This window comes from Horticoccus luteus (assembly GCF_019464535.1).
GTDB lineage: Bacteria > Verrucomicrobiota > Verrucomicrobiia > Opitutales > Opitutaceae > Horticoccus > Horticoccus luteus.
Window position 1 is genome coordinate 2,765,814 of the sequence record NZ_CP080507.1, and the last position, 20,732, is coordinate 2,786,545.

14 protein-coding genes are annotated in these 20,732 nt (G+C 64.3%); 5 read left to right on the forward strand and 9 right to left on the reverse strand.

Annotated elements, in window-relative coordinates; genetic code table 11:
- Nucleotides 1-41: 41 nt before the first annotated feature.
- The 3 genes from K0B96_RS11310 to rnhC are packed head-to-tail and all read right to left on the reverse strand — an operon-like array spanning nucleotide 42 to nucleotide 5,019.
- Nucleotides 42-3,233 carry a heparinase II/III domain-containing protein gene (locus tag K0B96_RS11310; protein ID WP_220161008.1) on the reverse strand — a complete coding sequence of 1,064 codons (3,192 nt, stop codon included), beginning with the start codon at nucleotides 3,231-3,233 and terminating at the stop codon, nucleotides 42-44.
- Nucleotides 3,203-3,994 carry a ribonuclease HII gene (locus tag K0B96_RS11315; protein WP_220161009.1) on the reverse strand — a complete coding sequence of 264 codons (792 nt, stop codon included), beginning with the start codon at nucleotides 3,992-3,994 and terminating at the stop codon, nucleotides 3,203-3,205. Before K0B96_RS11315 ends, K0B96_RS11310 begins: the two co-directional genes overlap by 31 nt.
- Before the next feature lie 17 nt (nucleotides 3,995-4,011).
- Nucleotides 4,012-5,019 (reverse strand): ribonuclease HIII, encoded by a 1,008-nt coding sequence (rnhC, locus tag K0B96_RS11320; RefSeq protein ID WP_220161010.1) that lies wholly within the window; start codon nucleotides 5,017-5,019, stop codon nucleotides 4,012-4,014.
- A 31-nt stretch (nucleotides 5,020-5,050) separates the two neighbouring features.
- Between rnhC and K0B96_RS11325 the strand changes: the two genes are divergently transcribed.
- Nucleotides 5,051-6,175 (forward strand): A/G-specific adenine glycosylase, encoded by a 1,125-nt coding sequence (locus K0B96_RS11325; protein WP_220161011.1) that lies wholly within the window; start codon nucleotides 5,051-5,053, stop codon nucleotides 6,173-6,175.
- On the opposite strand, the gene K0B96_RS11330 is transcribed toward K0B96_RS11325, so the two are convergent.
- Together K0B96_RS11330 and rpsU are read right to left on the reverse strand one after the other, a co-directional pair.
- On the reverse strand, nucleotides 6,099-7,055 hold the full coding sequence (locus K0B96_RS11330) for a sugar phosphate isomerase/epimerase family protein (protein ID WP_255558628.1): 957 nt from the start codon (nucleotides 7,053-7,055) through the stop codon (nucleotides 6,099-6,101). The genes K0B96_RS11325 and K0B96_RS11330 overlap by 77 nt on opposite strands.
- 96 nt (nucleotides 7,056-7,151) lie before the next feature.
- Nucleotides 7,152-7,349 carry a 30S ribosomal protein S21 gene (gene rpsU, locus K0B96_RS11335; RefSeq protein WP_220166528.1) on the reverse strand — a complete coding sequence of 66 codons (198 nt, stop codon included), beginning with the start codon at nucleotides 7,347-7,349 and terminating at the stop codon, nucleotides 7,152-7,154.
- A gap of 405 nt (nucleotides 7,350-7,754) precedes the next feature.
- Here rpsU and K0B96_RS11340 point away from each other — a divergent pair, with 405 nt between their 5' ends.
- Together K0B96_RS11340 and K0B96_RS11345 are read left to right on the forward strand one after the other, a co-directional pair.
- Complete coding sequence (locus tag K0B96_RS11340; protein ID WP_220161012.1) at nucleotides 7,755-8,309, forward strand: TOL_0243 family YfiR-like periplasmic protein; 555 nt, start codon at nucleotides 7,755-7,757, stop codon at nucleotides 8,307-8,309.
- A complete protein-coding gene (locus K0B96_RS11345) occupies nucleotides 8,306-10,138 on the forward strand; it encodes a sensor histidine kinase, YfiR-like protein-associated (protein ID WP_220161013.1) in 1,833 nt (610 codons plus the stop codon). Before K0B96_RS11340 ends, K0B96_RS11345 begins: the two co-directional genes overlap by 4 nt.
- 53 nt (nucleotides 10,139-10,191) lie before the next feature.
- Here the strand turns inward: K0B96_RS11345 and K0B96_RS11350 are convergent, their stop codons facing one another.
- Both K0B96_RS11350 and K0B96_RS11355 read right to left on the reverse strand, forming a co-directional pair.
- Nucleotides 10,192-11,298: an AIR synthase-related protein gene (locus K0B96_RS11350; protein ID WP_220161014.1), complete on the reverse strand. Its 1,107-nt coding sequence runs from the start codon at nucleotides 11,296-11,298 to the stop codon at nucleotides 10,192-10,194.
- 90 nt (nucleotides 11,299-11,388) lie between these two features.
- A complete protein-coding gene (locus K0B96_RS11355) occupies nucleotides 11,389-13,305 on the reverse strand; it encodes an amidophosphoribosyltransferase (protein ID WP_220161015.1) in 1,917 nt (638 codons plus the stop codon).
- A 690-nt stretch (nucleotides 13,306-13,995) separates the two neighbouring features.
- Here K0B96_RS11355 and purL point away from each other — a divergent pair.
- Entirely contained in the window at nucleotides 13,996-18,012 is a 4,017-nt protein-coding gene (gene purL, locus K0B96_RS11360; RefSeq protein WP_220161016.1) for a phosphoribosylformylglycinamidine synthase, read from the forward strand.
- Nucleotides 18,013-18,123: 111 nt separating this feature from the next.
- On the opposite strand, the gene K0B96_RS11365 is transcribed toward purL, so the two are convergent.
- Nucleotides 18,124-19,350: a sensor histidine kinase gene (locus tag K0B96_RS11365; RefSeq protein WP_220161017.1), complete on the reverse strand. Its 1,227-nt coding sequence runs from the start codon at nucleotides 19,348-19,350 to the stop codon at nucleotides 18,124-18,126.
- A gap of 5 nt (nucleotides 19,351-19,355) precedes the next feature.
- Entirely contained in the window at nucleotides 19,356-19,913 is a 558-nt protein-coding gene (locus K0B96_RS11370; RefSeq protein WP_220161018.1) for a carboxymuconolactone decarboxylase family protein, read from the reverse strand.
- Between the two features lie 428 nt (nucleotides 19,914-20,341).
- Here K0B96_RS11370 and K0B96_RS11375 point away from each other — a divergent pair, with 428 nt between their 5' ends.
- Nucleotides 20,342-20,497: a hypothetical protein gene (locus K0B96_RS11375; protein WP_220161019.1), complete on the forward strand. Its 156-nt coding sequence runs from the start codon at nucleotides 20,342-20,344 to the stop codon at nucleotides 20,495-20,497.
- Nucleotides 20,498-20,732 lie beyond the last annotated feature (235 nt).

Sequence of the window (20,732 nt, forward strand, 5' to 3'; positions counted from 1 at the left end):
CTACTGGCAAAACCCGGGCGCTCGTCAACCATCGCAGCCAATCAGCGCTCCGCGCGCACCCACGCTCCCGTCGCCGGCACCTCGCACGCATCGCCTGCGCCCATGCCAACCACCCAAAGTTCTGTGTCCGCGCCCAGCCAATCCGCCGCCGGCGCTTCCGCGAGTTCGAACCAGTCGTCGCCCGCCGCTCGCACTTGGCCGACGTGTTTCCCCTCCGCGCTCATCAACGTCGCTCCGCGGTAAGCGTTCGCCCGGATGAAATTCGTTTTCATGCGCACCCTTTTTCCCGCAATGCCGTCCGCCTGGCCCAATCCCAGCCGGACGTCATCCTTCAACGTCAGAACAACGTCGCCGCCCGCGCGCTTCGCCCCGACGACGGTGTTCGCCAGCCGCCGGCCCGCGCCAAAACTCACGATCCGCCCAGCGAGATCCGCCACTCCGACTTGCTGGCTCGCGTCCGTCCCGCGCACCCGCACGTCTCCCGTCTTTACGTCGACTGCCATGACTTCGCCGGTCCACCCGCGAGCCACCACGCGCGGTCCACCATCCATCTGCGCGCTCGTCCCATCGGCCAGCCACAGCCGCGTCCAACCCAACTTCTTCGTCAAGGTGCCGACGACCACGCGCGCGTCGCTGGTGAGACAATGTTCGCCAACGCTCATTTGTTTCCGCGTCCCTGGCTCGCCCACGAGAATGACATCGGTTTCGCCGTTTGCCCGCTGCACTTTCACGCCCACGCCGTTCGGCAGTTCGATCCGCTCCGCGGCGGTGATGGACGGCGTGCTCTCGAATGGTTCGATCACGCTCACAAAACGACTCGTCACAGCGCGCGCGCCTGGCCCCGCCGGTTTGTTTCGCATGATCGCATAGTGCAACACCTGCGGCCACTTCACCGGCGACACGCGCGCCTGCGCGAGGATTACGTCCTGTCCGTCGCCCGCCAAGAGACGGATGCGAACGCACGCCGCCGCCGATTTTTCGTGTGTATAGTCCAGCACAGCCTCGCCAGCGCGCAGCCGTTGCACGTGCGTCAGATATTGAAAACCCGAACCCATGTAGTCCGCGTAACCGCCTTTGTAACCTTTCGCACCCAGCACCGGATCATCGTAGATCTCACCCACTGCGACGTCCTCCCCCGCCAGCGTGCCGCGCGCCGGCTCCGTCCAGCTTCCGCCCGCCAACGCGAATGTCCCCGGCGGCCCGTGCAGGCTGTAATCGTGTTGCCGCCCGCCACGCACATCGAACACGTCCACCAGATAACTGTGCGTCGCATCCGCATCGACCATCACGGTCGTGCGGCGGTAAACGTCGCATTGCGGATACGTGCCCGGCGCGCTCACCGCCACTGCCCTCGCCCAGCCCCCATCCGCCTGCAATTCAACCACGCCCGCGACATTCCCCGGCGCCTTCGCGGCATCCACCGTCACCGTGTTGTGCGAGATTGTGTTGATCGACCACGCGTAAAGACCTGGCACCATTTCGTTCATCCCATCGGGGTAACCCAGGTCCGGCAACAACGGCTGCCCCTCGGCAAACAGTTCCAGGTTGAGCCGGTCGTAATGAAAATGGGTCACGTGCAATCCGTGATAGAGCGACAGCCCGATCGTGTCCGCCGCGTTGTTCAGTAAACTCACGCCGTAGCCTGAAATCAGCCGCGACGCTTGCGGCGGCATCACGCGCCCACCGCTGCCGCCCCTCGCTGGCGACGCGATCACGGGATGCAACAGCGACTCAAACGTCTTGAATCCCGCCGCGCCGCCCGCCCCTGTGCCCGCCAAAAAACGGGCGAAACGCGGCTCTCGATACGTGCGATATCCCCACTGGTACGCCGCGGTGTTTTCTTCAGCGATTCCCCCGTAAACCGTGCCGGTGTCGCCAATCGTCGGCGTGAAATTCCCCACGGCGATCAAATCGAGCGGTGCATCGAGCAAGCGCCGCAGCCGCGGCATTTCCACCGCCGTGCGCCCCAGCTTCGGCAGCAGGCCCGCCACTGCGGTCAGATTGCTGATCCACGTCGCGTTATAGTCCGGGGATTCATACGGCTGCCCGTCCTGCCAGATCAGATTATAGAGTGCGAACCGCAGCCCCAGATACATCGTGCCATCCGGCCGATCGAGGACGTCGCGCACATAACGGGCGTTGTCGCCATGCTGCCGCACCGTCGCCAGCACCAGCAGCGAGCGCTGATGCATCCCGTAGTTTCCGCGAGTTTTTTTGGAGTAGTAGGCATCGATGCCCTCCTCCAGAAGATTGGCGTCGATCAACGCCCGCAGGTCGCGCCCATTTTTTCCGTATAATTTCTGCAGCGCCGCGTCGCCGTCGATCGTCGGCCAGATCGCGTCGTAACATTCCGCAAATTGCGCCACGAGATACGACTCCCAGATCGCATTCACCACCTTGCCGACGTAGCGCTCATGATGTTGCGCCGCCAGAATCTCGCCGTAGCGCGACTGGCTCTCGTAATCCATCGCCGGGTAAACTTCCGCGATCCGCGCCAGCAACACCGCGGCCTTGTGCGCGTAAACCTCTTCGCCGGTCAGCAGGTAAGTTCGCCCCAGCGACTCCGCCGCCTTGATCAACGCGTGGTGGTCCGCTTGCGGATGCCAATACCACGTCCAATGGTTCGCGTGCGCCACGAACCAGTAGCGCTCGCCCGTCGGGCTCACCCAGCCGCGTCCGTCGTCCACATACGGTCCGTTGAAATCGCTCCGATCCTTGAACCCGCTGCGATAAAATTTGCCGTAATCATTGCTCGGATAGCTCTCGCCGCCGATCGGACACGTCACCTTGAACGGCTGCTTCGGATCGATGATCCACGGATACGTGCTCTGCGTGACCTCAAAGATTTTCTTCCCGTGCACCGGGCAGCCTTCCGTCGAGCAATCGAAAGCCCGTGGCACTTCCGCGCTCGTGACGACGTCCCGCAGCGCCTCGTCCGACCACGCCGCCCAATAGTCCGCCTCCTTCTTCAACTCCGCCGCCACCGCCTGCGCCGCCGGATAACGCGCCACGTTTTCCCGCGCCTGCGCAATCTCCGCTTCCGTAAAAAGCGTCCGCGCGTCCTTCAGCGGAAACGCCGGCGTGCGCACCACCGCCGGCAGCACCACGCCCACCGGGAGCGGCGGCCGGGGCTCACCTTCCGCTTTCCAATCCGAAGCCGTATGCGCCGCCAGCGCAGCCGCGCCCGCTCCCAGCGCCGCACTCAGACCGAGGGTTCGGAGGATTCGGGCCATGTGGATTCGTCGATGAAATCCATCTGGGCCGGATCGGCCCGCGACGCGAACAACTTCCGCAAAAACAATTCCCGATGCTGCCGGCAGCGGCCCAGCCGCAGCAACGCCTCGCGGTGCTCCTCGGTCGCATAGCCCTTGTGCTGCGCGAAACCGTAGCCCGGATGCTCCACCTCCATGGCCCGCATCAACCGGTCGCGCGTCACCTTCGCGACGATCGACGCCATCGCCACGCACAGCGATCGCCCGTCCCCGTTCACCAAACCCTCGTGCGGATATGGAAACGCCCGCAACGCCAGCCCGTCGATGAGAATGCGGGCCGACACCGTCGGTTGAAACGCCGCGATCTCCTCCGCCGAGGCGAAGAGATCCGGCTCCGTCTTCTGCTGAAACGCGCTCGGCGGGTAAATTCCCTCCAACGCGCGACGCATCGCCAGCTTCGTCGCGCCCAGAATATTGAACTGCTCGATCTCCCCCACATCAGCCACCCCGAAATGGGCGTGGATTTGTCCCTGGCTCACGAGCGTTTCGAACTCCAGCCACAACTCTTCGCGATCCTCGGCCGTGAGTTGCTTGGAGTCATTCACACGCCCCGCCTTCGTCAACGCCCAGCGGCATTCCAGAAACTCGCGATTCACCAACACCGCCGCGGCCACCACCGGACCAGCCAGCGCTCCGCGGCCCGCTTCGTCCACGCCGATCAAACTCAACACGCCGTCGATGCGTTTGAGGTCAAACCCGCGCAATTGTCGCCGCTTCGGCATCGGTCACTCCGCCCCCTTCACCATTCCATTTTTTCCCGCGGCTCCGGCAGCGGCAGCTCGTCGAGCTTGCCCGCCGCCTTCACCACTTCGTAGGCCGTGCGAAAATGCAGCTTCGCGAAATCCCGCAGGGCCAGCACGCCGAATTTCGCCATGATCTCCGCCGCCTGCTCTTTCACCAGCGGGCCCGCGCCCTTCTGCAGCTTCGCCCCAAACTTCTTCGACAACGCGTGCATCTGGCGCACGAACTCCGCCCGCGCCACGACTGACGCCGCCGCCACCACCGGATCCTCTTCCGCCTTCGTCCGCATCCGCAGCTCGAAATCCTTCAGCCCCTTGCGCGTCAGCTCGCGCTGCACCAACGGCTGCTCCGTGAACTGGTCCAGCAGCCCCCACGGCACCCGCTTCGCCTCCAGCGCCTGCATCAGCGCCGTGGCATGCTGCCACGCCAGCAGCGTGTTCAAATTCGCCCGCGGCCGCGCCATCAATTCGTTGTAACGCGGCATCCCGCTAAAACACGTGCGCACCACCACGCCGTCGGTCTCGCGGATGACTTTATCCAGCTCGATGATGCGCGTTTCGGTGATCTTCTTCGAGTCCTGCACGCCCGCCTTGCGCCACGCCTCGATCGCCGCGCGATCCGCAATCACCGTCGCCGCGATCACCGGCCCGAAGAAATCGCCCTTGCCGCTCTCATCCAACCCCGCGTGCGGCTCAAACCAGTCCGGATGCAACACCTCGTCGTAGCCGAGTTTCGCCGCGCCCGTGATTTCCGGCTCCAGCACATCGCGCACAAAATCCTCCGTGCCCTTCCCCGCCACCACGGCCTTGCCGCTCGTGTATGCCGCCACGTTCACCTTCAGGTGGTCCGCTTTGAACGCGAACCGCGTATACGCCACCTCCACCGGTTTCCACCCGCGCGCCTCGAGCAGCGCCCCCAGTTTTTCCATCTGGGCGTCGTCGAGTTTGACCGTGTAACTACTGAGGACCTTGGGTTTATCCTCGGCCGGCTGGCTGCGCTTGAGCATAGGCGCACGAATAGTCACAAAAACTCCGCCGATGACACGCAAAACTTCCGCCGCCGATGCACTCGCAGCCTCCGCCGCGGACTTCCAACACGCGTTGCTCACGTGGTTCGACGCCCACCAACGCCGCCTGCCGTGGCGCGACGCGCCGTCGCTCTACAAAACGGTCGTCAGCGAATTCATGCTCCAGCAAACGCAGGTGAAGACCGTCCTGCCCTACTTCGCCCGCTGGCTCGCCGCCTTGCCCGACTTCGCCGCCCTCGCCGCCGCGCCTGAACCGCAGGTCCTCAAACTCTGGGAAGGCCTCGGCTACTACTCGCGCGCCCGCAATCTCCACCGCCTCGCCCGCGCCGTCGTCGCGTTGCCCGCACCCCCGCGCACGGCCGCCGCGTGGCAGACACTTCCCGGCGTCGGCCCTTACACCGCCGCCGCCATCACGAGCATCAGTTTCGCCGCGCCCGCCGCGTGCGTGGATGGCAACGTCGTGCGTATTCTCGCCCGCCTCACCGCCGATCCCACGCCCTATCGCGATTCCGCGACCGCCGCCAAAGCGTTTACGCCGCTCGCCACCGCGCTGCTCTCTCCCGTCCGCTCGGGCGACCACAATCAAGCGATGATGGAACTCGGCGCCACAGTCTGCTTTCGCGCCCATCCGCTCTGCACCGTCTGCCCCGTGTTTTCGTTTTGCGCCGCCCGGCGCTCCGGCGAACCGGAGCAATTTCCCCGCCTCGCCCCGAAAGTCATCGAGCGCCGCGCCGTCACGCGCGTCTGGTGCGAACGCGCCGGCGCGCTCCTGCTCCACCGCGCCGCCGCCACCGCCCGTCGCTTCGCCAACATCCATGAGCTGCCCACGGCCGCCCAGCTCGGCGTCGACGAAACCGTTCTTTCTTCGCACCCGCCACTCGCGCAACGCACCCGCGCCATTACCCGTTTCTCCATCACGGAAACCATTTGTGCAGCGCCCGCCGCGCAGCGTTATTCCGCGTCCGACGAACTCGTCTGGGTGCCTCTCGCGGAGCTCGAGACCGTCACGCTGTCCGGCCCCCATCGGCGCTGGATCGGCGAACTACTCGCCGCGCGCGCTAACGCATCTTCGCCAGCAAAGCATCGACCTTCGCCTTCGAGCGCAACACGTCGTCGGGCGTCAGCCGCGGGCTGAATTCCAGCACGAGCACGTGCTCCGGACGCCAGAAGCGGCTGATCATTTCAAAATCGATCGTGCCATCGCCGATCGGCTGATGATCGTGGCCTTCCGCATCGACGTCATGCAGGTGAAAACCCAGCAGCCGTGGCGCATAACGCGACAAATGCGCCGCGTGGTCGATCACGCCCATGCGCTGCTTGATTTGCGCATGACCCGTGTCGTGCCAGTAACCCGTCGGTGAACCCGCGGGCAACGCGTCGAGCAGGGTCAAAAACTCATCATCGAAGGGCAATTCCTCCAGCTTCTCGCGATTTTCGAATCCCAACCGCACGCCCTTGGCCTGCGCGTGCTCGAGCACCGCGGTCACACTCGCCTGCATGTTTTCCCAATACGCCGGCATCTGCTTGCGCAGCTTCGCCGTCGCCTTGGCGAGCGCCGCGCGGTAGCGCGGATCGTCCGGAATCGTCTGCTTCGGATGCCGGTCGCCGTAAGCCCGCAACGTTTCCGCCGGATTGAAAAAGAAAAAACGCACGCTGCCCAGGTGGCACACCAGCACGCGCGCCTTCACCTGCGCCGCAAAATCGATCGAGCGCTTCGTCTGCCGCACCCACTGGTCCCGCTCCCGGTTGTCCTTCGACGAGGGCTCGTAGAGATTGGGCGCCGCCCGCGTGATCCCCGTCGGCAGCGGGCAAAAATTGTGGGTCGTCGAAATCCCGATAAATCCTTCGCTCAACGCTTTGAGCACGCCCGGAATCAGGGTAATGCGCACGCCGTGGCTCAATTCCACATGCGAAAACCCGAGATCGGCGATCTCGCGCATCATGGCATATCCATCCGTGTGACGAGCCGAGTTCCAGCAACAGGAGAGACTCAGCATGGGCGTGGCGACCGGCATCGGGCGGATAAGCAACTCAAGTGCGCGACACTTGCACGAAAAAAAACCGTGCCCCGCTCCGGGACACGGTTTCAGAGATTGGTTTTGCTAATTCGCTCAGCCTTCGTGGCGGCGGCGCAGCATCTGCGTGAAGGCCATGACCTTCTCCTTGCGGCGGCGCTTTTCGCACGGCTTTTCGTAGTAACGCTTCGCGCGGGTTCCCTTGATGATATTCTCGCGTTCGAGCTTCTTTTTCATGCGGCGCAGCGCACGGTCAACGGGCTCGTTTTTGCGGATCTTGATCTCAATAGACATGTGAACGTTTGATAGGTCGGACGTCGAAAAACGGTGACTACGCCAGCCACCGCGCCGCCCGTCAATGTCCTTTTTCACCGCTTTTCGCTCACCCGGCGGTTGGGCGCAACTCGTTGCCCTTTCAATCCCGCCGACCCGGTAAATTCCCTATGCTGCAGGGCGGCTTCGTTCCGGTTGTTGAGCTCGGCACTTTGCCTTACCCTTCAGGCTCTTGCTTCTCGGTGCATGGCAGTTTTCCCGGTTCGCCTCTGTGGGCGCTTGGTTGGGGCGCGGTGTGATTTCCATCACCCCGGCGTTTTCCAGCCTTGCCGGTGCGTGCCTCCAGTCTGCGGGTCAAACATTCCGCGACAGCCCATCCACATGGCTCCGTTGATTCGCGCGCTCAGCGCCTTTCGCCCGGGCGCCTTGCTCGGCGTCGCTCTGCTCCTGCCGGCACTGCTTCGCGTCGCCGCGCCCTTCGCCCGTGCGGACGACAGCGCCATTTCGCGCGAAAACGCCCTGAAGGCCGCCGCTCTCTACAACCTCATTCCCTTCATCGACTGGCCCTCCGCCGGCTTCCCATCCCCCGACAGCCCGGTCATCATCGGGGTCCTCGGCCGCGATCCGTTTGGCCGGCTTCTCGACGGGCTGGTCGAGAACGAGCGCTACCATGGCCATCCTATCCGCGTTGTGCGTTTCTCCACCGCCGAGTCGGTCGGTCTCTGCCACGTGCTTTTTATCGCCCGCGCGGCCGGCCCACAAAATTGGCCCCGTGCCACAATTGATTTTGAACATCGTCCTATTCTCACCGTCAGCGATGTTGACGACTTTGCCTCCCATGGCGGCTCCATCCAATTCTTCATCGCACGTAACCACCTGCGGATGATCATCAACCTCATGGCCGTGCGCTCCGCCGGTCTCAGCGTCAGCTCCAAGCTGTTGCGTCTCGCTGAGGTTATCCCCGAGAACGCGTCCCGATGATTGTGCCTTTTTCCAATCTTCCCATCCGCTGGAAGCTCACCTTGGTGATCGTCGGCACCAGCGTCCTCGCCCTCGTCCTCACCTGCGGAATCTTCGTTACTTACGAATGGGTCACCTACCGCCGCGAAGCGCTCGGCAACCTCACCACCATCGGCCGTCTCATCGCCGACAACAGCACCGCCGCCCTCGGCTTCGATAATCCCGGCGAAGCCACGGAATTGCTGGCCACTCTGCGGGCCGAACAAGCCGTCACCGTCGCCGCGCTCTACGACACCCAAGGCCGCCTTTTCGCCACTTACGCCCCTCACGACACGCCCCCCACCCAGCTCGACCCCATTCCCGTCGGCAACTTCGAGTTTCGCGACGGCTACCTGCACATCTATCAAGCCGTGGTTCAAAACAACCACCGCCTCGGCACCCTCTTCATCTCCTCGAATCTCGAACACGTTCGCCAACGCTTCCTGCTCTACGCCGCCCTGGCCACCCTCGTTCTCGTCGGCTGCGGCGTCGTCGCCGGCGGTCTCGCCAATTTCCTTCAACTCGGCATCACCCGCCCCATTTACGAGCTCGCGCAAACCGCCCGCCTCGTCTCCGCCCAACGCCAGTATTCCGCCCGCGCGCGCATCCACGGCACCGACGAACTCGGCGAATTGACCGAGACGTTCAACGACATGCTCGCGCAAATCGAAGAGCGGGACCAACGCCTCCTCACGAGCGAAGAACGCCTCCACACCGCCCTCTCCGCCGCCGACATGGGCACCTGGCGCCTTGATCCCCGCACCGAGGACGAGACCCGCGACGCCAACCTCAACCGCCTTCTCGGCCGCGAGCCCCGCACCTCCCACAGCAAATGGGAGGAACGCCTCCTCTACGTGCACCCCGAAGATCGCCCCGTCTTCCGCGCCGCCCTTCATCGCACGCTCGCCGACGGCAGCCCGTTTTTCGCCGAATATCGCATCGTGCGCAACGAAGGCGCCGTGCGCTGGATGCGCGATCGCGGCAAAGCCGTTCGCCTGCCCCAAGGCGATATCGACTACCTCACCGGCGCCGCCGTCGACATCACCGACCGCAAGGAGGCCGAAGAAGAAGTGCGCCGCCTCAACTCCGATCTGGAACAACGCGTCACCCGTCGCACCGCCGAACTCGCGCAGACAAACAAGGAGCTCGAAGCGTTTATCTACTCCGTTTCCCACGATCTGCGCGCCCCGCTCCGGCACGTCACCAATTACTCGCAAATTCTCCAGGCCGATCACGGCGCCGTCCTCCCCGAAGAGGTGCGTTACTACCTCGGACGCATCGGCAAAGCCTCGTCCAAGATGAACCAGCTCATCGACGATCTGCTCAACCTCAGCCGCGTCAGCCGCCAGCCCCTCGTCCTGCAGCGCACTGATCTCAACCAGCTCGTCGACGACGCGTTGATCGACCTCGAACCCGAGCTCCAAAACCGCCGCATCGAGTGGCAGCGCGCCTCGCTCCCCATCGCCCGTTGCGATCCCGGCCTCATTCGCCTCGTCTTTACCAACCTCCTCTCCAACGCGCTAAAATACTCCCGCCCGCGGGAAGTCGCCCACATCGCGATCGGCACCACGCCCATCGAAAACGGCCTCGCTATTTTTGTGCGCGACGACGGCGTCGGCTTCGACGCCCGCTACCAGCACAAGCTCTTCGGCGTGTTCCAACGCCTGCACGGATCCGCCTTCGAAGGCACCGGCGTCGGCCTTGCCACCGTCGAACGCATCATGCGCAACCACGGCGGCCGCATCTGGGCCGAGAGCCAGCTCGATCACGGCGCCACGTTTTATTTCACGCTGCCCGGACTCGCCGCCTAGCACGCGCCGCGCCCGCCGCCTCCGCCAATCACCCGCGGTCCGGCGCTGCGCCTTCAGCGCACCTGCAACGTATCCGCTTCGAACGTCAGCCCGAGCGACGGCACTTCCACCGCCTTGCGCCCGCCCTGCTTGCGCACCGTCCCGGCCCGCCACGCGTCGTAGCCGGTCGCCTGCGCCGCCGCGAGCACCGCGTCGACGTCCGCCGGCTTCACGAGCGCCGCAAAGCCCACGCCTTGGTTGAACGTCGCATACATCTCGCGCCGCTCGATCGGCCCCGCGCTCTCCAGAAACTTGAACAACGCCAGCGGCTCCCGCGGCGACGTGATCTCGTAAACAAATGGCTCCTCCAGCCGCATCAACTTCCGCCAGCCGTGCCCCGTGACGTGCGCCACGTAGTTAAGCGGCAGCCCCCGTCGCTGGCACTCGCGCACAAACGCCACGTAAATCACCGACGGCGCCAGCAACGCCTGCCCGTAAGTGCGCCCGTCGCCGTGCCCGATCGGTGTCTGATAACCCGCCGGCAAACGCTCCGCAATCGCCCGGCACAGCGTCAGCCCGTTCGTCTGCACGCCCGAGCTCGCGAGAAAAATAATGGCATCACCCTCCCGCACTTCCCCCGTGATGCGCAACGCCTTCGGCTCGATCATTCCCACCGCCGAACCCGCCAGCACGATGCCGTCCGGCTCCACGATTCCCCGCAGCGTCGGCGTCTCGCCCCCGCCCCACACCGCACCCGCCATCCGGCAGCCTTCCGCCCAACCCGCGACCAACGCATTCATCCGTTTCGCATCGGCAAACCACCCCGAATCGCCCACCGCTGCGTGCATCGCCACCGAGATCGGCCGCGCTCCGCACGTGATCAAGTCGTTCACGATCGTCGCCACCGTATCGATCGCGATCTCGCGATAAAAACACTCGCCCGTCTCCGCATACACCGCGTCCGCCACCAGATTCTTCGTGCCCAATCCTTCCTCGACATGCGCCAGAAAATGATCCGCCGCCTCCATCAAATACGCGCTCTCCCCGCGCGTCGTCGCGGGCTCGCTGTAGCCATGATCGCCCAACAGCGGCGCCGTCGTGCGCGCCGCCTGCTGACAAGCCCGCTTGAACGCGTCGAGCTGGTCGTAGCGGACACCGGAGGATTCGTAGGAAAGTGACATCAGTGCAGTGACCAGTGATTAATGATGATGTGAATTAAAGCCCCGTCGGCCGGCGCGCTCAATCTCGGCCGGCCTCTCGGCGGCGGCGCCTCAGTAACTCCGCCGTTCGCTCTTCTCGAAATAGTTCACGTAGGCTTGGTTCACCACGCGATAGCCGCCCGGCGTCGGATACTTGCCCGTGAAATACCAATCGCCCGTGTGCTGCGGCAACGCGGCATGCAGGCTCTCGATCGTTTGGAAAATGATTTCGATTTCGCCGGACCACTCGACGCCCGTGGGTCGGACGCGCTCGACGATTTTCGCCGAAATCTCCTCGGGCGAAAACGGCTCGTAAATGCGCCGCACATGATTCGTGAGCGTCGCCCCCGCCGGCTTCGCCACTTCCTCGCGGCAACGTGCATAGACTTCGTCCAGCAACTCCGCCTGCCCGCGCGCCTTCAACAACTCCACCGCCGCCTCAAACGCGATGAATTTGCCCAGCTCCGACATATCGATCCCGTAACAATCCGGATAACGGATCTGCGGCGCGGTCGAAACGATCACGATCTTCCGCGGATTCAACCGCGCCAGAATGCGCAGGATCGACTTCCGCAGCGTCGTGCCGCGCACGATCGAATCGTCCACGCACACCAGATTGTCGCCCGCCTTCACCGAGCCATACGTGATGTCGTAAACATGGCTCGCGAGCTGGTTGCGCATCGCTTCCTGCCCGATGAATGTGCGCAACTTGATGTCCTTGCTCACGACTTTTTCTCCGCGCGGCCAGTTGCGCAAAATCAACTCGTCCAGCAGCGCGTCGTCGAGCGTGCCGTCCGCGCTCGCCTTCAGCACCGCCGCCTTCACCTCGTCGCGCCGCCGCACGCGCAGCGCCGACATCAGTCCGTAATACGCCACTTCCGCCGTGTTCGGGATGAAGCTGAACACCGTGTTGCCCCAGTCGTGATCGATCGCCGCGATCACCTGGTCCGCGAGCCCCGCGCCCAGCGCCTTGCGCTCCTCGTAAATATCGCGGTCGTTGCCCCGCGAAAAATAAATCCGCTCGAACGAACACGAGGTCCGCGGCAACGCCTTCGTAAACGGCGTCTCCGTCAACTCGCCCCGCCGTTTGATCACCACGATGTGGCCCGGCGCGACTTCCTTCACGTCCTCGAGCGGCAGATCGAACACCGTCATCAACGGCGCCCGCTCCGATGCAAACGCCACCACTTCGTCGTTTTGAAAATAGAAGCACGGCCGGATGCCCGATGGATCGCGCGCCACAAACGCGTCACCATTCCCGACCAGTCCGCACAACGTGTAACCGCCATCCCAGTTGTGCGCCGCCCGCGTCATCACGCGCGACAAATCCAGATCCTCGCTGATCCGCCGCGACAGCTCTTCGCCACCCAGATCGCGTTTGCGGAGAAAGCGATAAATATCCTCGTGCTCCTCATCGAGAAAGTAGCCGATTTTTTCGAGAATCGCCTGCGTATCCGTCGCGATGATCGGATGCTGGCCCATCGCGATCAGCGATTCGTTCAACTCGGGGGTGTTGGTGAGGTTGAAATTGCCGCAAAGCACCAGATTCCGCGTCGGCCACGGGCTGCGCCGGAAAAACGGGTGGCACGAACTCTGGTTGTAGCCGCCGCTCGTCCCGTAGCGCAGATGGCCCATCAGAAGTTCACCGCCGAAATCGAAATTTCCCTTCACCGTCTCCGCAAACTCCGGATGGATCGCGCCCTGACCGACGCCGGCGTTGTACTGATCCAGCAGTCGCCGGAAAATCCGGTCGAGCGGATTGCTCTTCACGCACCGCTCGCGAAACACATACGGATCCCCCGCCGGCACATCCAATTTCACGCATGCCACGCCCGCCCCGTCCTGCCCGCGGTTGTGTTGCTTCTCCATCAACAGGAAAAGCTTCGTGAACCCCCAAAGCGGCGACCCGTATTTCTCCTGGTAATAGGAGAGCGGCTTCAACAGCCGCACCATCGCGATTCCGCACTCGTGGGTCAGCCGGTCGCTCATACGCCCCGACCTCCGCACATCAGGGCCTGCCCGCGGGCACGGCTGCATTGAACGGATCGTTGCGATTGGTTCCAGGTCCTCACGGGCTAAACCTTAATTGGGTTCAGTCGCCGTAATTCGTCAACGGCCTTCTCCATCATTCCTGCCTCTGCACCCGTTTTTTCGACCCTCTCTGTTCAGTCGACGCCGCCTCTTCCACGCGCCGACGCCCGATCGATGACAAAAAGCGGATATTGCCCCCACCGGCCCGCCAGGCGCGGACACGTCGATTCTCCCAGCAAAACCGCTCGAATCATCCATCGTCCCAACGCGTTGTTCGTAAAGAATCGGTTCTGGAACACCATGCTCACCGCACTCCACACGCGCAGCCGGGCTCCATGTCTTGCCGCCACGTCCCGCGCATACCACTCGTAATTCTGCGGATGAAAATACAATGCGCGTGACTCCGTTTCCGCGGCCGACACCACCTCCGGGCTGCGCCCACCCCGCCGCAACCATCCCAGCCTCGAAAGCGGCTCGCCGCTCAAGGGACATCTCAACCATGTAAGGCACCGCTCGAGCGCATCTTGACTCACCGCATCCGTCTCGCGAACACCGCGACCGATGTCAAGCAACCCGCCGATGACACCCGCCACTACGCGACCGGCCTCGCTTGACGACTTCTCGTCCGCCCGGAATTTTAAGCTCCAAATGCTGATCCTCCGCGGCTCGCCTGCCCTCTCTTCGTTTCGACTGCGCAAGTTGCTCGACACCCTCGTGGCGGCCGGTGTGCCCGCCCGCGCCGTCAGCGCGGAATTCGTCCACGTCGTCGACACGTCCGCGCCGCTCTCGCCCGCCGAAGACAGCATTCTCCAAAAACTCCTCACCTACGGCCCGACGCGCGCCGCCGCCCCCGTCGCCGGCCTCGTCCAGATCGTCGCCCCGCGCCCCGGCACGATTTCCCCGTGGTCCTCCAAAGCCACCGACATCGCGCACATCTGCGGCCTCGCCGCCGTCCAGCGCATCGAGCGCGCCATCGCTTACACCATCCAGCTCGACAACGCCGCCCTCGAACCGCCGTTGCACGTCCTCGCTCCCGCGACGCTCACCGCGCTGCGCAGCCTCTTGCACGATCGCATGACGCAGGCCGTGTTCAACGACGTCGACTGCCTCGCCGCGCTCTTCCGTCACGAAACGCCGCGCCCCGTCGCCACCATTCCCGTCCTCGCCGCAGGCCGCGCCGCCCTCGTCGCCGCCAACCGCACGCTCGGCCTCGCCCTCGCTGACGACGAAATCGATTACCTCGTTCAAGCCTTCACCGCCCTCCGCCGCGATCCGCACGACGTCGAGCTGATGATGTTCGCCCAGGCCAACTCCGAACACTGCCGCCACAAAATTTTCAACGCCACCTGGGAAATCGACGGCGCCCCGCGCGACCGCTCGCTGTTCCAGATGATCAAGAACACCTACGCGCTGCATTCCGACGGCATCCTCTCCGCCTACAAGGACAACGCCGCCGTCCTCACCGGCTCGCGCGGCGGCCGCTTTTTCGTCGACCCGCACTCCGGCGAATACGCGGCGCACACCGAAGACATCCACCTCCTCATCAAGGTGGAAACGCACAATCACCCCACCGCCATTTCCCCGTTCCCCGGCGCCGCCACCGGCTCGGGCGGCGAAATTCGCGACGAAGGCGCCACCGGGCGCGGCGGCAAACCCAAGGCCGGCCTCGTCGGTTTCACCGTCTCGAATCTCCGCCTCCCCGGCGCCCTCCAGCCGTGGGAAAAAGATTTCGGCAAACCCGGCCGCATCGTTTCCGCCCTCGATATCATGATCGAAGGCCCGCTCGGCGCCGCCGCCTTCAACAACGAATTCGGCCGTCCTGCCATCAACGGCTATTTTCGCACCTTCGAACAACAGGTGCCCGGCGCGAACGGCTCCGAACTCCGCGGTTACCACAAGCCCATCATGCTCGCCGGCGGTCTCGGCAACATCCGCCCCGACGACGTCCGCAAAGGTGACATCCGTCCCGGCGACCACCTCATCGTCCTCGGCGGCCCCGCGATGCTCATCGGCCTCGGCGGAGGCGCCGCCAGTTCGATGGCCAGCGGCACCGGCAGCGAAGATCTCGATTTCGCCAGCGTCCAGCGCGACAACGCCGAGATGGAGCGCCGTTGCCAGGAAGTGATCGACCGTTGCTGGGCGCTCGGCCCCGACAATCCCATCGCGTTCATCCACGACGTCGGTGCCGGCGGTGTCTCCAACGCCCTGCCCGAACTCGTCAACGACGGCGGCCGCGGCGGCCGTTTCAATCTCCGCCAATTGCCCAGCTCCGAACCCGGCATGAGCCCGCTCGAACTCTGGTGCAACGAATCTCAGGAACGCTACGTCCTCGCCGTCCCCGCCGCGCGCCTCGCGACCTTCGTCGCCCTCTGCGAACGCGAACGCGCACCCTTCGCTGTCGTCGGCGAAGCGACCGAGCAGAAAGACCTCGTCGTCGACGATCCGCATTTTTCCAACCGCCCCATCGATCTCCCGCTCGAAGTCCTCCTCGGCAAACCGCCGCGCATGCACCGGGTGGAGACGTCGCTCCGCCGCCCGCTTCGCCCGCTCGATCTTGCCGGCCTCTCTCTCGCCGACGCCATCCACCGCGTGCTCGCGCACCCCGCCGTCGCCGACAAAACGTTCCTCATTTCCATCGGCGATCGCTCCGTCGGCGGCCTCATCGTGCGCGATCAAATGGTCGGCCCGTGGCAGGTGCCCGTCGCGGATTGCGGCGTCACCGTCGCATCGTTCGACGTGTTCACCGGCGAAGCCCTCGCCATGGGCGAACGCACGCCCGTCGCCATCAACAACGCCGCCGCCTCCGCTCGTCTCGCCGTGGGCGAAGCGCTCACGAATCTCGCCGCCGTGCAGATCGGCGACCTCGGTAAAGTAAATCTTTCCGCCAACTGGATGGCCGCGCCCGCCGTCCCCGGCGATGCCGCCGATCTCTACGCCGCCGTGCAAGCCGTCGGCCTCGAACTCTGCCCCGCCCTCGGCATCACGATTCCCGTCGGCAAGGATTCCATGAGCATGAGCACCGTGTGGGCCGATGGCGCCCGCGAAAAACGCGTCACCGCGCCCGTCTCGCTCATCGTCTCGTCCTTCGCTCCCGTCGCCGACGTCCGCCTCACGCTCACACCGCAACTCCAGGCCGTCGAAGATTCCGTCCTTCTCCTCCTCGACCTCGGCCGCGGCCAAAACCGTCTCGGCGGTTCCATCCTCGCGCAGGTCGTTTCGCAGACCGGAGCCGCCGCCCCGGATGTCGACGAACCCGCCGACTTGAAACACTTCTGGGCCGCGATTCAGCAACTCGGCCGTGAGCAAAAAATCCTCGCGTATCACGACCGCTCCGACGGCGGACTCCTCGCCACCGTCGTCGAAATGGCGTTCGCCGGGCACACCGGCGTGGATCTCGATCTGCCCGCCGGCGCGATCAAGCTCAGCGACCACAGCCGCAGCGCGTTTGGCCAGCTCTTCAGCGAAGAACTCGGCGCCGTGCTGCAGGTCCGCGAATCCGATCTCGACGATGTCGCCGCCCTCCTGCGCCAGCACGGTTTCAAAACCTGCGTCGCGCGCATCGGCACGCTGAATCGCACCCACCGCGTCGTCATCAAGCAAGCCGGCCGCGTGCTCTTCGACGAAGACCTCTTCGCCCTCCGCGCGATCTGGTCCGATGTCACCCACCGCATCGCCGCCCTCCGCGACAACCCCGCTTGCGCCGACGACGAACACGCACTCCGCCAGCAACGCGACAACCCCGGCCTCACGCCGAAGCTCACGTTCCCACTCACTCAACCCGTCTCCTCGGAAAAAACCGCCACCCCATCCGACTCCCTGGATAAGGCGCCCTCGTCTTCCGCGGCGTCCTCCGTGCCGGCCTCGGCGCACTCCAAGGCGCGATCGAGTCAGCGCCCCGCCGTCGCCATCCTCCGCGAGCAAGGCGTCAACGGCCAGATCGAGATGGCCGCCGCCTTCACGCGCGCCGGCTTCCGCGCGATTGATGTCCACATGACCGATCTCCTCAGCGGACGCGTCTCCCTGCGCGACTTCGCCGGCCTCGCCGCCTGCGGTGGCTTCAGTTACGGCGACGTGCTCGGCGCCGGCGAAGGCTGGGCCAAGAGCATCCTCTTTCACGACCGCGCCCGCGCCGAGTTCGCCGCGTTCTTCGCCCGCGAAGACGCGTTCGCGCTCGGCGTCTGCAACGGCTGCCAGATGATGAGCAACCTTCACTCGATCATTCCCGGCTCCGATCACTGGCCGCGTTTTGTGCAAAACAAATCCGAACGCTACGAGGCGCGCTTCGTTTCGCTTAAGATCGAGTCGACGCCCAGCGTGTTCTTCCGCGGCATGGAGGGCTCCGTTATCCCCGTGGTCGTCGCGCACGGCGAAGGCTACGCCGAATTCACCGACGCCGATGCCGCCCACCGCTGCAGCGAATCCGGCCTCGTCGCCGCGCGCTTCGTCGACAACCACCACCAAGTCACCGAGCAGTATCCGCTCAACCCGAACGGCTCGCCCTTCGGCATCACTGCGCTGACGAGCGCGAGCGGCCGCGTGACGATTATGATGCCGCATCCCGAACGCGTTCATCGCACCGTCAACTTGAGCTGGCACCCTGCCGACTGGCCGGAAGAGTCGCCGTGGATGCAACTTTTCCACAACGCGCGCGCCTGGACCCGCTGAGGTTATTGCTGCAGCTTCGATGCGCTCGCCCCGCGCAACATTCTCCATGTAGGCGCGGTGCCCTCACCCCGCATTTCCGGCTCCCTCTCTCTGTCCCTCAACCGCGCTGCCTCAAGCGGCCGCCGGAGTCGCCAAAGGCAGCTCGACCCAAAACGCGCTGCCTGCTCCCCTCTTGGAATCCACCCCGATCCGGCCGCTCATCCGCTCGCAGGCGCGCCGCGCGATCGCCAGCCCTACGCCAGTCCCGGGAAACTCCGCGTTGTCGTGCAGCCGGTAAAATACCTCGAAAATCTGTTCGTGAAATTTGGGATCGATCCCGATGCCGTTGTCGCGAATCCAAATCCGGCAGCAACCGCCTCGCGTTTCCAGTTCCACGCGGATCACCGGCGTCCGATCCTTCGGCACAAATTTCAGGCCGTTGTTCACGAGGTTTTGCACAACTTGGTAAAGGAGCGTCGCATTGGCGGTCACCACCTTGTTTTCGCCCGCCACTTCGAATACCGCGTCCGCCCCCCTTCCTGCCTGCGAGTCGGCGATCACTTCCTCCACCAACGTCCTCACTGCGACCGGCCCCAAGGGCACCGGTCTGTAACCCAGCTCAGTGAACCCCAACAGCGCGCGAATGAGTTCCTCCATGCGCACCGCAGCGTGATCGACGCGGTCGAGGTGGCTGAGATGTTCGCGCTGGAGCGCTTCCCGCGCATCCTCGCGCAATGCCATCGTGAACGACCGGATCGAGCGCAGCGGCGTCCGCAAATCGTGCGCCACCGAATGCGCAAACGCCTTTAAGTCCTCCATCGTGCGGAGCGCATCCGCGTGTCTGGCCGCCAGTCGTCCCGCCTCCATCCGGTCGAAAACCGATCCAAAGTGCACCGCCGCCGCGTGCACCACTTCCTCATCCTCCGCGTCGTAGCCCGCCGGTTCCTTCGTCACGAAACACAAAACCCCGTAACTCACGTTACTTCGTCGGATCGGCATGAGCAGCAGACCGCGAAAGCCCGCTAAGTTGGCTTCCGCATCCCCGTCCACCCCCACCCGCATGGCCGCCCCACCCGCTTGCGTGAACCGGTCAAACGCCCCCCGCGAAGTCCACTGGGCCGCACCGTCGTCCACCGTGAACAACGTGCGAATCTCCCGCTCTCCCGCCCGGTTCGTGGCCGCGAAATCAAGCCGGTCAAAATCGACCAGCCATTTCAACCGTGCGACGACCGGCACCCACTCCGACTCGAGATCGCGCACGCCCACGAGGAACGACACAAAGTCCAGCAGCAGGAACTGGCGTTTGGCATTGTTGGCTAGGCGCTGGTGCACGCTTCCGATGGGTGGCGTGGAAACCATGGCATTCAGGGCGCCAGCGCCGGTCGAAGTTCCGGATCGATCTCCATCTGCGTGGCATCTGCAACCACGTTTGCATACACTGAGAAAGCGGCCATCGCCACGATTTCCATTAACTCGGCATCCGACAAACCGTGCGCCCGCAAACGAGCGTAGTCCTCTGCCGTCACCCCCTGCGGGTTGAGTCCGGCCTTCACCGCGAACTCAATCACCTCGGCCGTGCGCTTCGGCTTCAAGGTCCGCAGCCCGTTCGAGAGGTGTGCCAGCGATTCGTCGTCCAAACCGAGCATCTTGCAAAACGCCGAGTGGGCCGCCTCGCAGTATTTGCAGGCGCGCTCGGCGGAGACCGCGACGAGAATCATTTCCTTTAACACTGACGGCACCGTCCCGTGCTGGCTGAGTTGACGATAGACTTCCCACGTGCCGCGCGCCGCGTTGGGCGCGTGACCCAGCGTGCGAAAGAAGTTCGGCACAAACGGCGCGCCTTTCACCGCTTTGAACTCCTCGAAGATTTCGCGCACCTGCGGATCGCACTGGGTTACGTCTATGGCGGAAAGAAACGGCATGAGGCAACCGCCCAACCTGAAGAGCCACCCTCGCGCGTCAATCGCTCCCCCATGGGGGAACTCCCCGGAAGGTGCGACCAGCATGTCCGGATACCCGGAGTATTTCGGATCTCCCATACTCCCGTCGACGCCGCGATTTCCAGCACCACCGCCGCCCGTCCGTGCGACGAGAAAGTATTTCGCAAACGCGCTGAGGAATCGCTATATTCAACGCTGCCTTTTGACTATAGCCCGACATCAGCGTCTCACGACTTCTGGCCCTTATACGGTGCCGACGCGCGTTCCTCTCGTGAAGATCGTTGCGGCGCCTCCTGTCTGGGCCGGATAGCTGATGGAGCCGCTGCGGCAACGTGCCGTGCTTTATGCGCATAGGTGATCGCGGATAATGCCCGATGGAAACGAGCCGCCGGATTTGTTATTCTGCAGGCATGAACCTGCTTCTACTTATCATCATCCTTCTCCTTTTGTTTGGCGGCGGCGGATTCTATTTCGGCGGACCGGCCATTGGCGGTGGCGCTCTTGGCCTCATCCTCCTCATTTGTCTGATCATCTTCCTTATGGGCGGCTTCCGCCGCAGAGGCTGAAGCAGCCCCAGCCAAGATCCGCCGCCGACCCTCGGCGGATCTCTCGCGCTGCTCCTCTCGTCCTGCCGCGTTACGGTGCGCTTGCGTCCACCGACACGTCTCTAAGACCGCCGCTGCATCTCTTCAGCGAACACCGAATCCCGCGTGCAGCTCGTCATCCGTGAGCGCCCGCCCGCGCCAAAGTTGAAGTTGCTCCTCCGACCAGCGCGCCACGAACCACTCGTCGCCGCTCCTC